Source organism: Halopseudomonas yangmingensis (assembly GCF_900114825.1).
Lineage (GTDB): Bacteria > Pseudomonadota > Gammaproteobacteria > Pseudomonadales > Pseudomonadaceae > Halopseudomonas > Halopseudomonas yangmingensis.
On record NZ_FOUI01000019.1, the window covers coordinates 25298 to 37260 of the forward strand.

Consider the following 11963-nt stretch of genomic DNA (forward strand, 5'->3'; position numbering starts at 1 on the left):
CCCTGACTCGGGAGATCCGGGTCGACAGCTCAATTGACAGGTTGTCCGCATGTACATCTACGACGAATACGACCAGCGCCTGATTGAAGACCGTGTGGAGCAATTCCGCGGACAGATGAGTCGCTATCTGGCCGGTGAACTGAGCGAAAGCGAGTTCCTGCCGCTGCGCTTGCAGAACGGGCTGTATGTCCAGCGCTATGCGCCCATGCTGCGCATTGCCGTGCCCTACGGAGTGCTGTCCGCCACCCGCCTGCGCAAGCTGGCGTTTATCGCCCGGCGCTTTGACAAGGGTTATGCGCACATCACCACGCGCCAGAACGTACAGTTCAACTGGCCCAACCTGGAAGATGTGCCGGATATTCTGGCGCAGCTGGCCGAAGTGCAGATGCACGCCATCCAGACCAGCGGCAACTGCATCCGTAACACCACCACCGACCAGTTTGCCGGTGTCGCTGCCGACGAGCTGGAAGATCCGCGCCCCTGGTGCGAGATCATCCGCCAGTGGTCGACCTTCCACCCGGAATTCGCCTTCCTGCCGCGCAAGTTCAAGATCGCCGTAAATGGTGCCGAACAGGACCGCGCGGCGATTGGCGTGCACGATATCGGCCTGAACATGGTGCGCAATGCCACCGGCGAGCTGGGCTTTCGTGTACTGGTGGGTGGCGGCTTGGGCCGTACCCCGATGGTCGGCGCAGTGATCCGCGAGTTCATCGAGTGGCGCCACCTGCTGACCTACCTGGAAGCCATAGTGCGGGTGTACAACCGCTATGGCCGCCGCGACAACAAGTTCAAGGCGCGTATCAAGATTCTGGTCAAGGCACTGACCCCCGAGGTTTACGCCGAAAAGGTCGAGGCCGAATGGGCTCACCTGAAGGATGGCCCGACCACCCTCACCGAGCAGGAAGTCGAGCGGGTCAGCCGCCACTTCGTCGCCCCGCCCTACCAGTCGTTTGCCGGTGACGATGCCGATTACCTGCGCCTGCGCGGGGAAAACCGCGGCTTTGATAACTGGGCACTGCGCAACGTGCAGGCACACAAGATGCCGGGTTACGCTGCTGTCACCCTGTCGCTGAAGCCGACCGCCATCGCGCCCGGTGACATCACTGCCGAGCAGCTGGAAGCCGCCGCTGATCTGGCCGAGCGATTCAGTTTCGGCGAGATCCGCAGCACCCACTGGCAGAACCTGGTACTGCCCTACGTGGCCCAGCGCGACCTGTTCGAGCTGTGGCAGCTGTGCCGCGAGCACGGCTTTGCCACCCCCAACGTGGGCCTGCTGACCGATATGATCTGCTGCCCCGGTGGCGACTTCTGCTCGCTGGCCAACGCCAAGTCGATTCCGATTGCCGAGGCCATCCAGCGGCGTTTTGACGACCTGGATTACCTGCACGACATTGGCGAGATCGAACTGAACATGTCCGGCTGCATGAACGCCTGTGGCCATCACCATGTCGGTCACATCGGCATCCTCGGCGTGGACAAGAAGGGCGAGGAGTTCTATCAGGTGTCGCTGGGTGGCCGCAGCGGTCGCAATGCCGCGATTGGCCAGATCCTCGGCCCATCCTTCGCCGCTGACCAAATGCCCGACGTGATCGGCAAGCTGATCGATGTCTATCTGGAAAATCGCACAGACGAGGAGCTGTTCATTGACACCTTCGAGCGCATCGGCATCCAGCCCTTCAAGGAGCGCGTGTATGCAGCGAATAATTAAGAACGGTCAGGTGGTCGACGAGAACTGGCACCTGTTGCCGGCTGACGCCAGCCTTGACGGCCTGAACAACAGCGATGACATCATTGTTCCGCTGCGCCTGTGGCTGGAGCACGATCATGCGCTGAAGGCCCGCGACGGCGGCGTCGGCGTGTGGCTGGACAGCCACGAGGAAGTCGAAAGCATCGCCGATGACCTGCAACACCTGCAGCTGGTGGCGCTGAACTTCCCGATCTTCAGCGATGGCCGGCACTACTCCAGCGCCCGCCTGCTGCGCGAGCGCTATGGCTATACCGGTGAAGTCCGGGCGATTGGCGATGTGCTGCGCGACCAGCTGTTCTACATGATGCGTTGCGGCTTCGACGCCTTCGCCCTGCGCGAGGACCGTGATGCCGAATCAGCGCTGAATAGCTTCCGCGATTTTTCCGATGCCTATCAGTCTGCCGTGGTGCAACCTCTACCGCTGTTCCGCCGGCGCGCCTGAGCCTTCACAGCTTCCAACAAAAAGCCCGCATCATGCGGGCTTTTTGTTGTCACCAGTCAGCGTTCAGCGCTTGGGCATGTACTTGCCCAGCTCGTGCTTGCCGATAGTGCCACGGTGCACTTCGTCCGGGCCATCGGCCAGACGCAGGGTACGCTGCATGGCGTACATGTAGGCCAGCGGGAAGTCCTCGCTGACTCCGGCGCCGCCGTGGATCTGGATGGCGCGGTCAATTACCTGCAGGGCGACGTTCGGCGCCACCACCTTGATCTGGGCAATCTCGCTCTTGGCCACCTTGTTACCCGCAGTGTCCATCATGTAGGCGGCATTCAGGGTCAGCAGACGCGCCTGATTGATTTCAATGCGCGAATTGGCGATATGGTCGATGTTGCCACCCAACTGAGCCAGTTTCTTGCCGAACGCCTCACGGCTCAGCGAGCGCTTGCACATCAGATCCAGTGCACGCTCGGCGCAACCGATGGAGCGCATGCAGTGGTGAATGCGGCCGGGGCCAAGACGACCCTGGGCGATTTCGAAACCACGACCCTCACCCAGCAGCACGTTGCTGTAGGGCACCCGAACGTTCTCCAGGATCACTTCGGCATGGCCATGCGGCGCATCGTCGTAACCGAATACCGGCAGCGGACGCACCACCTTCACACCGGGGGCATCCATCGGCACCAGGATCATCGAGTGCTGCTGGTGGCGCGGGCCATCCGGGTTGGTCAGCCCCATAAAGATCATCAGCTTGCAACGCGGATCGCAGGCGCCGGAGGTCCACCACTTGCGACCATTGATCACCCACTCGTCACCCTCACGACGGGCATTGGCCTGCATATTGGTGGCATCGGAGGATGCCACACCCGGCTCGGTCATACCGAAGCAGGAACGGATCTCGCCATTCAGCAGCGGCTCCAGCCATTGCTTCTTGTGTTCTTCACTACCGTAGCGCACCAGCACTTCCATATTGCCGGTGTCCGGCGCACTGCAGTTGAAGGCTTCGGAGGCGATAAAGGAACGGCCCATCAGCTCGGCCAACGGCGCGTATTCCAGGTTGGTCAGACCGGCGCCCAGCTCGGACTCGGGCAGAAACAGGTTCCACAGACCTGCGTCACGGGCCTTTTGCTTGAGCTCCTCGACGATGGCGGTGGGCTGCCAACGATCACCGTCAGCTACCTGCTGAAAAAATACTGGCTCGGCAGGAAACACATATTCCTGCATAAAAGCGTCTACACGCTCGCGCAGATCCTGAACCTTGGGAGAATAACCGAAATCCATAATAGTCAGCCTTTTGCTTTCAATGGGTGGATGGTTCCCGCCGTACGATCATCGCCGGCGCTTGAAATGATGCTAGACGAGGCTTTTTGATTTACCTAACCTATTTTTGCCGTGTATTAAGATTCATAAGCCATATATACTTGGCCGCATAATTGATGCTCAACTGCCCCATAATGAGTCAGAAAACAGGACCCCACGATGAACCTGAACAAAGTCGACCTGAACCTGTTCATTGTCTTTGATGCCATCTATACCGAGGCTAACCTCACCCGTGCCGGGCAGATTGTCGGCATTACCCAACCGGCAGTGAGCAACGCTCTGGCCCGTCTGCGTGAAACCTTCAATGACCCGCTGTTCGTGCGTACCGCCCAGGGCATGGTGCCCACCCCAATGGCGCAGAACATCATCACCCCGGTGCGCAGCGCCCTGCAGTTGCTGCGCGTGTCGGTGCAGGAAAGCCGCAGCTTCAACCCGCAGGAAGCCAACAAGACCTATCGCATCAGCATGACCGATCTGTCCGAGTCGGTGGTGTTGCCGCATCTGGCCGCGCGCATCCGCCGACTGGCCCCGAACGTCAGCATAGACAGCTTTCTGACCAAGCGCCGGGAAACCACCAAGGAACTGGCCGCCGGACGACTGGACTTCGTGATCGACGCACCACTCAATACCGATCCGCAGATGCGTCACGTCAAGCTGTTCGAAGATCGGTACGTTTGCGTAATGCGCAAGGGCCATCCATTGGCCAGCAAGACCAGAATCACTCTGGATGATTATCTGGCGCAGGGACATATCCACATCTCCACCCGCCGCAACGGACTCGGCTATGTCGATCTGGCACTGGGGAAGATAGGCATTCAGCGCCGTGTGGTGGTGCGCTCGCAGCACTACCAGATGGCACCACTGGTACTGGAGTCCACCGATATGGTGATGACCGTGCCGGAGCGCTATGCGAGCCGACACAACCTGCACTGGACAACATTGCCTGTAGAAGACGTTCCGCTTATAGAGTCACACCTGTTCTGGCATGAAAGCACCGACCAGGACCCGGCCAACCGCTGGATGCGCGAGCAGATCATCGAAATCTGCCAACAACTGGAGCGGCGCAACCAGCAGGAACGCAACGCCGCCGCAGCCAACTGAATAGTCTGCAGCAGACACAGCAAGGGGGCCAATTGGCCCCCTTGTGCGTTCAGTTGCCGCGACTCAGAAACACTCGGGCGGCATATCCAGCGTGGTGCGATCGGCCTGGCGCAATACCTCGATCAGCGCCAGCGGCTTGGGCAGCTCGTAACGCAGGAAGTAATTGCAGGTGTGCAGCTTGCCCTGATAGAAGGCCGCACTGCGCTCACCACCCTGCTGCAGGCCACGCAACGCCACTTGCGCCTGCTTCAGCCACAGCCAGCCGACCACCACATGGCCAAAGCACTCCATGTACAGGTAGGCATTCGCCAGCGCGCGATCCGGATCGGACTTGCGCAGTGCCTGCAGTGCCTCGGTCGCCGCTTCCAGCTTGCCCAGTGCATCGCCCAGCAGACTCACCGCATCCTGCAGCTCGGCCTGTGCGGCAGATTCCTGCAGGGTGGCACGGATGCGTCCGAGCAGCGCCTGATAGTACTTGCCATCGGCCATCGCCACCTTGCGACCAAGCAGGTCCTGACCCTGAATCCCATGGGTACCCTCATGGATCGGGTTCAGGCGGTTATCGCGATAGAACTGCTCGACCGGGTACTCACGGGTATAGCCGTAGCCACCATGCACCTGGATCGCCAGGCTGTTGGCTTCCAGACAGAACTGTGACGGCCAGGACTTGACGATCGGTGTCAGCAGATCATTCAGGCCGGTGGCCTCTTCACGCACCTGCGGATCCTCCGAACGCTTCTTCTCGTCGATCAGCGTGGCGGTATACAAACACAGCGCCAGACCACCCTCGACAAAGGCCTTCTGTGCCAGCAGCATGCGCCGCACATCGGCGTGCTCGATGATCGGAATCATCGGGCTGGTCGGATCACGTTCCTTCAGCGGACGGCCCTGGGTGCGCTCGCGGGCATACTCCAGCGCATGCAGATAGCCGGTGTAACCCAGCATCACCGCGCCCATGCCGACGCCGATACGTGCCTCGTTCATCATGTAGAACATCTGTGCCAGGCCCTGGTGCGGCTCGCCAACCAGATAGCCGACCGCGCCGCCCTTCTCGCCAAAGTTGAGCATGGTCGAGGTGGTGCCACGGTAACCCATCTTGTGAATCAGGCCAGCCAGGATCACATCGTTGCGCTCACCCAGCGAACCGTCCTCATTCACCAGATACTTGGGCACGATAAACAGCGAAATGCCCTTCACCCCCGGCGGCGCATCGGGCAGCTTGGCCAGCACCAGATGCACAATATTTTCACTCAGCTCGTGGTCACCGGCGGAGATGTAGATCTTATTGCCGGTAATCCGGTAACTGCCGTCACCGGCCGGCAGCGCACGGGTCTTGATATCGGCCAGGGAGGAACCGGCCTGCGGCTCGGTCAGGCACATGGTGCCGAAGAAACGGCCGGCCATCATCGGCTCGGCAAAGCGCTGCTTATATTCCTCGCTGCCATGCGCCATGATCAGGTTGCAGGCGGCAATAGTCAGGCCGGCATAGGCATGGGTGCTGACGTTGGCACCCTTGATGATACCGATACAGGTTTGCGCCACCACCGAGGGCAGTTGCATGCCACCGCGCTCATAGTCCTGCGAGGCCGCCATCAGACCGGTATCACGCAGCACATCCAGCGCCGCACGCACTTCAGGACGAATCACCACCTTGCCGTTTTCAAAGGTCGGCTCGTTGGCATCGCACAGCGCATTGTGCGGAGCAAAGGTCTCGGCGCCGACCTTCAGGGCCAGTTCGATAGCCGCATCAAAGGTATCGCGGCTGTGATCCACATAACGGGGATATTCGGTAAAGCGTTCGATATTCAGCACTTCGTACAGCTGGAAGGCCAGATCGTCGGTGGAAATGATCTTTTGCGACACGGAACAGTCTCCTGCGGGTGATGCAGGAACCCGCATTGAAATTCGTTGAAAACGCTAAAGGCTGAAGGCCGGAAGCTCCAGCCCGCCGGGAGCCAACAACCTCAGGCATTCAGCCTTCAGGGAATGCGCCAGACTGGCTGGCGCATGCACTATTACCGATCAGACAACCTCAAACAGACCGGCAGCACCCTGGCCGCCGCCGATGCACATGGTCACCACCACGAACTTGGCGCCGCGACGCTTGCCTTCGATCAGCGCGTGGCCGGTCAGACGCGAGCCGGTCACACCGTAGGGGTGGCCAATGGCAATCGAGCCGCCGTTGACGTTCAGCTTCTCCATCGGGATGCCCAGCTTGTCGCGGCAGTAGACAACCTGCGAAGCAAAGGCTTCGTTGAGTTCCCACAGATCAATATCGTCCATGGTCAGGCCGTTGCGCTTGAGCAGCTGCGGAATCGCGAACACCGGGCCAATACCCATCTCGTCCGGCTCGCAACCGGCAACGCTGAAGCCACGGAAGATGCCCAGCGGCTCGACGTTCTGCTGCTCGGCGGCCTTGCTGTTCATCACCAGACACACGGAGGCGCCGTCGGACAGCTGACTGGCGTTACCGGCCGTCACGAAGTGCTCGGGGCCACGCACCGGCTGCAGGGAGGCCAGGCCTTCCAGGGTGGTAGTCGGACGGTTGCACTCGTCACGGGTCAGGGTGACCTGCTGATCGGAGATCTCGCCGGTTTCCTTGTTCTGCACCTTCATGCTGGTGGTGAACGGCACGATCTCGTCATCGAACTTGCCGCTCTGCTGACCGGCAGCCACGCGCTGCTGGCTGATCAGCGAGTACTCGTCCTGCGATTCGCGGCTGACCTTGTAGCGGGCAGCAACGATATCGGCAGTCTCGATCATCGACAGGTACAGCTCGGGCTTGTTCTGCTTGATCCAGTCATTGACGCCGCGGAACATGTTCAGCTTGTCGTTCTGGCACAGGCTGATCGACTCGACACCACCGGCAACGATGGCCGGGATTTTTTCGCTGACCACACGCTGGGCGGCGATGGCAATCGACTGCAGACCGGAGCTGCAGAAACGGTTGATCGACAAACCGGCAGTGGTGACCGGCAGACCACCACGGATGGCCGCCAGACGCGCCATGTTCTTGCCCTGGGCACCTTCATGGAAGGTGGCGCCGAGGATACAGTCCTCAACCAGCGCAGGATCGATACCGGCACGCTTGACCGCGTGCTCGATGACAAAGCCGGCCATGTCGACACTGTGGGTGTCATTCAGGCCGCCACGATAGGACTTGCCCAGCGCGGTACGGGCTGTGGATACGATTACTGCATCAGTCATGTTGTTGCTCCTGTTTGCTTTGTCAGCGCCCGCAGGCGCTCAGGTTGAGTAATGACGACTCAAGCCGTCTTTTCTTGTCGGGCGCCCCAGGCAGCGAGTGTCTCGCGGGCCTGCAGGTAGGGTTTCAGACCCATCCACAGCAGTATCACCGAACCCAGGGTGATGATGCTGGCCACCCAGAAGATCGAATAACGTACCGCCATGTCATCCTTGAACACGTAATCGGTCACCAGTGCCACCGCCGTCGGGCCAAGGCCCAGGCCGATCAGGGTAACGACGAACAGATAGATCGCCGATGCCTGACCACGCATGGCATTCGGCATGACTTCCTGGATCGCCGCCGGCGCCACACCAAAGGGCATGGCCACGGTGAATACATTGAAGAACATGATGCTCCACAGCCACACCGGGTTATCGACCAGATAGACCACATTGCACAGCAAGGTAAGAGAGGCTGCCAGAACGCCAACCCGCATGTTGGAGTCCATATAGCCCTTACGCGCCAGCCAGTCAGCCAGTCGGCCACCGAAGACGATACCCAGCGAACCGGCAACCATCACCAGACTTCCATAATAGATGCCAACCTCACCCGGCGTGAGGCCATGGTTGCGGATAAAGAAGGTCGGAATCCACGCCGAGGCACCGTAGGAGGCAAAGGACAGACAGGCAAAACCGAAGTTGTGGCACAGCACAGCCTTGCGGATGCTCATCAGGTAGGCACCGACATCCTTCAGCGGCACCGCAACCCCTGCGCCAATACCCTTACGCGATGGCTCCTTGATTGCCAGCAGCACCAGACAGAACAGCACCCCGGCGGCACCCAGCACCAGAAAGATCAGCTGCCAGGGACGCACGGTACCGAGCAGCGGCAGGACCATGTCGCCACGGGCATTGGCCCAGGTCACCACTATGCCGCCGAGCAGGAAAGCCAGGCCAGCGCCCAGATAAATCCCCATGGAATACACACTGATTGCGGTGGCACGCTTTTCCGGCGGGAAGCTGTCGGCCATCAGTGAATAGGCGGCCGGCGACAGCGCTGCCTCACCGGCACCGACGCCGATGCGGAAGATCACGAAATGCCAGTACTGCTTGGCCATGCCGCAGGCGGCGGTCATCAAGCTCCAGAAAAACACCCCGGCAGCAATCAGCCCGCGACGGCTCTTGCTGTCGGCTACGCGGCCCAGTGGAATGCCGGCAATGGTGTAGAAAATCGCAAACGACAGCCCCATCAACAGACTCATCTGGGTGTCGCTGATACCCAGATCGGCACGGATCGGGCCGACCAGCAGATTGAGAATCTGCCGGTCAATAAAAGACAGAATATAAGCCAGCAACAGGATGCTGACGGTTAACCAGGCACGCTTTGGTGACGGGTAATCATTGTTATTGGTCACGGCTTGCTCCGCACAGACTGGGCCCTGAAAGTGACCGGAGAGTATCATTTCCGCAGAGCGGAAGTCGATTCCGAAAAGACACGCATCAGCACAGGGGATACGCAACTATCAGCCCAACCTATTGCGCCCTTCTACAGGCCTGACGCAGACAGGAAAAAGGGTTTGCCAAAGACCGTGGTTTTCGGTAAATTGCGCGCCTTGACGACAGGCCAGCCCTGACGTCAATCCGGAGAGATGTCCGAGTGGTTGAAGGAGCACGCCTGGAAAGTGTGTGTACGTTAATAGCGTACCGAGGGTTCGAATCCCTCTCTCTCCGCCAGATGCCATATAAATCAAAAAGTTAGAGTGATTTTCAGTTCTCAAGCAGCAAGCTGCTTAACAACACAAAACACTTGAATTGATGATTTGTTAATCAGAAAAGCCAGCCTCGTGCTGGCTTTTCTGATTCTGCCTCCCGCAAACCCCCTTCTATTGCGCCAAGCAACCGCCCCCCCTACGCGCTCTTCAGCGCAGCGCGGTGCTGTTTCTGTGCGCTTTCACAGCAACACCAAAAATAATTTGTACAAGTTTTGTCTCTCCCCTTCTGCCCAACAAGGGACGCCAAATCCGCAGCAAACCAAGCGACAACAGAGCAATCACAACTAAAACCTTATTTTTCTTATGGAAGTATTGTATAAGAAATGCAAAACTGTACAAGCTTTGTCAATGGCCATTAATTTTGACCCACTTTTGGCCAATAAAATTGACCCACTTGGGTACCGCTAACCGCCAGTTTTCTGCTTCAGCCGATAGCTCTCACCTCCCAGCATAAAGATGTGTGAATGGTGGATAACGCGGTCGATGATGGGTACGGCCACGTTATCGTCATGGAAGAACTCACCCCAGCTGGTGAAGTCCTTGTTGGTGGTCAGGATCACCGAGCGGTACTCGTACAGGTTGTTGATCAGCTGGAACAGGTTGTACCGGGCTTGGCGTGTCATCGGCAGATAGCCCAGCTCGTCGATGATCAGCACGTCGTACTTGCTCAGCTGATTCAAACGCTTCTTCAGCTCACCCTTCATCTCTGCCAGCTCCAGATCCTCGACCAGTGCCAGAGCGGTGCGGAACAGCACCTTGTAGCCAGCCTGGACCGCTTTGTGGCCAATCCCAATGGCCAGGTGGGTCTTGCCCACGCCCGGTGGTCCGATGAACACCAGGTTGTCGCGGTTATCGATAAAGCTGAAGTCCAGCAAGGCACTGACCTGCCGCTTGGTGATGGTGGTCTGGTGCCGGTAATCGAAGGCCTCCAGATGCTTCTCCGCGGGGAACTGCGCCTGCTTGAGGTTGCGGCTCACGCGGCTGCTGGAGCGGGCGTTAAGCTCATGCTCGACCAACGACTGGGCGAAGTTCAGGTAGGACAGCTCATTGGCCTCTGCCCTGGCCAGCAGAGTGGCCAGCTCACCAGCGGTCGCGCTGAGGCGCAGGCTACGGAACTGCGCGATGGTGCTGTCGAGCAGGCTCATGGGGTCACCCCGTGGCCAGTCGACTGGCCAATGCGGGCATAAGCGTTCAGGTCGGCGTGACTGACCTGGCTACCTGCCTCTGGCGCATAGTCATGGTCACTGATGATCCGGCCACGCGCCTTGGCTTGCTGCCAGGCTTCGAGGTAGCGCTTGAGTCCGGTAGCGGTCAGTTCACTGCGCTCACTCAGCTCCCACAGCAGCGTGGTATCAACCGGCGCATGGACCATGAGCAGGTCCCGTGCAGCGACCAGCTGGTCCTTGTAGATACGTGGCGAAGTACGCTTGAGCAACTGGCACAGGGTTGCACCCAGGTCATCGGGCAAGATCGCATCGATACCGCGCTCCAGGTCGGTGATGCGCTGGGCATGGTCTCGGTAATGGTTGTTGTTCTTGACCATCCGGCCCTTGGCCTTGCACAGGTCGTGGGTGGCGATGAGCTCACCGCTCTCCAGGTCATGGATCAGCAACTGGTCGTCCTGTGCGCTGACACCCACACGGGCTTGCTGCCAAGCCATGGGCACCGAGTACTTGTTGGCCTGCCAGGAGATCAAGCCGGTCTTGTCGACCTTGCGGGTCTCGACTGCCTGCGCCACGTGCAGCAGGCTATGTGGGACCAGATAGGGCTTGAGCTGGATACGCTCCAGCGCCTCGAAATGCGCTCGTGGATGCTGTCCCGTCGTGCCGTGCAAGCGTGCATTGGCCACCGTCTCAAGCCAGTCATGCAAGTGCTGCCGAACGGCATCCTCATCCTGGAAGTGCTCGCCGTAAAAGCAGTCGCGCTTGACGTACTTGACCCCGGCCTCCACCTTGCCCTTGCTCTCCGGGTCATAACCCTCGCACGCGTGGATGCGGTACCCGACGGTAGTCGCATACTGGTGGAAGCGCTGGTTCAGCGTCAGCTCACGGTACTGCTCGTTGATCACCACCATCTTGGTCTGATCGTAAATGCACTCCTCGGTGACGCCGCCGAAGTAGCGGAAAGCCTCGTCGTGCATCTGAATAAACCGCTCGGTGTCCAACGGGCGGAAGTCGAGCCCGACGTACATCAGCCGGGAACAGGACAGCACAAACACCACAAAGTGAACAACACGCTCCAGGCCGCCAATCATGACGCCCCGCAGCTCACCGGGATCGACCTGACACTGGACGCCCGGCACCGACTCAACAACCGGTTCGTAGTAGCGCAACTGACCGCTGGCAACCTGCTGCTTGAGTGCTTGCACATACCGGCGGATGCTCCGGTCTGACACCGCCAG

General features: G+C 59.6%; 9 protein-coding genes and 1 tRNA gene. 4 read left to right on the forward strand and 6 right to left on the reverse strand.

The window, feature by feature from the left end; translation table 11 throughout:
* Positions 1–49 precede the first annotated feature (49 nt).
* Both BMZ23_RS13780 and BMZ23_RS13785 read left to right on the forward strand, forming a co-directional pair.
* A complete protein-coding gene (locus BMZ23_RS13780; protein WP_093478637.1) occupies positions 50–1708 on the forward strand; it encodes a nitrite/sulfite reductase in 1659 nt (552 codons plus the stop codon).
* On the forward strand, positions 1692–2189 hold the full coding sequence (locus BMZ23_RS13785) for a DUF934 domain-containing protein (RefSeq protein WP_093478639.1): 498 nt from the start codon (positions 1692–1694) through the stop codon (positions 2187–2189). Before BMZ23_RS13780 ends, BMZ23_RS13785 begins: the two co-directional genes overlap by 17 nt.
* Positions 2190–2252: 63 nt before the next feature.
* Here BMZ23_RS13785 and BMZ23_RS13790 read toward each other — a convergent pair whose 3' ends face one another.
* Entirely contained in the window at positions 2253–3464 is a 1212-nt protein-coding gene (locus BMZ23_RS13790) for an acyl-CoA dehydrogenase (RefSeq protein WP_093478641.1), read from the reverse strand.
* A gap of 198 nt (positions 3465–3662) precedes the next feature.
* On the opposite strand from BMZ23_RS13790, the gene BMZ23_RS13795 reads away from it, so the two are divergent.
* A complete protein-coding gene (locus BMZ23_RS13795; protein WP_093478643.1) occupies positions 3663–4604 on the forward strand; it encodes a LysR family transcriptional regulator in 942 nt (313 codons plus the stop codon).
* Positions 4605–4667: 63 nt separating this feature from the next.
* Here BMZ23_RS13795 and BMZ23_RS13800 read toward each other — a convergent pair whose 3' ends face one another.
* The 3 genes from BMZ23_RS13800 to BMZ23_RS13810 form a co-directional block, all read right to left on the reverse strand.
* Entirely contained in the window at positions 4668–6467 is a 1800-nt protein-coding gene (locus BMZ23_RS13800; protein WP_093478645.1) for an acyl-CoA dehydrogenase, read from the reverse strand.
* 159 nt (positions 6468–6626) lie between these two features.
* The gene (locus BMZ23_RS13805; protein WP_093478647.1) at positions 6627–7811 is read right to left on the reverse strand and encodes an acetyl-CoA C-acyltransferase; all 1185 of its coding nucleotides are present in this window, start codon (positions 7809–7811) and stop codon (positions 6627–6629) included.
* 59 nt (positions 7812–7870) lie between these two features.
* Entirely contained in the window at positions 7871–9205 is a 1335-nt protein-coding gene (locus tag BMZ23_RS13810; protein ID WP_245748243.1) for a spinster family MFS transporter, read from the reverse strand.
* A 228-nt stretch (positions 9206–9433) separates the two neighbouring features.
* On the opposite strand from BMZ23_RS13810, the gene BMZ23_RS13815 reads away from it, so the two are divergent.
* A tRNA-Ser gene (locus tag BMZ23_RS13815) sits at positions 9434–9524 on the forward strand.
* Between the two features lie 442 nt (positions 9525–9966).
* Here BMZ23_RS13815 and istB read toward each other — a convergent pair.
* Together istB and istA are read right to left on the reverse strand one after the other, a co-directional pair.
* On the reverse strand, positions 9967–10707 hold the full coding sequence (istB, locus tag BMZ23_RS13820) for an IS21-like element helper ATPase IstB (RefSeq protein WP_093478653.1): 741 nt from the start codon (positions 10705–10707) through the stop codon (positions 9967–9969).
* Positions 10704–11963 (reverse strand): IS21 family transposase (istA, locus tag BMZ23_RS13825; protein WP_218143611.1); only part of this gene is annotated, 1260 nt, incomplete at its 5' end. The genes istA and istB, both read right to left, overlap by 4 nt.

Excerpts from the sequence above, each read along its gene's own strand:
- istB (WP_093478653.1), bottom strand. The coding sequence starts at position 10,707 with ATGAGCCTGCTCGACAGCACCATCGCGCAGTTCCGTAGCCTGCGCCTC.
- BMZ23_RS13785 (WP_093478639.1), top strand. The coding sequence starts at position 1,692 with ATGCAGCGAATAATTAAGAACGGTCAGGTGGTCGACGAGAACTGGCAC.
- BMZ23_RS13795 (WP_093478643.1), top strand. The coding sequence starts at position 3,663 with ATGAACCTGAACAAAGTCGACCTGAACCTGTTCATTGTCTTTGATGCC.
- BMZ23_RS13790 (WP_093478641.1), bottom strand. The coding sequence starts at position 3,464 with ATGGATTTCGGTTATTCTCCCAAGGTTCAGGATCTGCGCGAGCGTGTA.
- BMZ23_RS13805 (WP_093478647.1), bottom strand. The coding sequence starts at position 7,811 with ATGACTGATGCAGTAATCGTATCCACAGCCCGTACCGCGCTGGGCAAG.
- BMZ23_RS13780 (WP_093478637.1), top strand. The coding sequence starts at position 50 with ATGTACATCTACGACGAATACGACCAGCGCCTGATTGAAGACCGTGTG.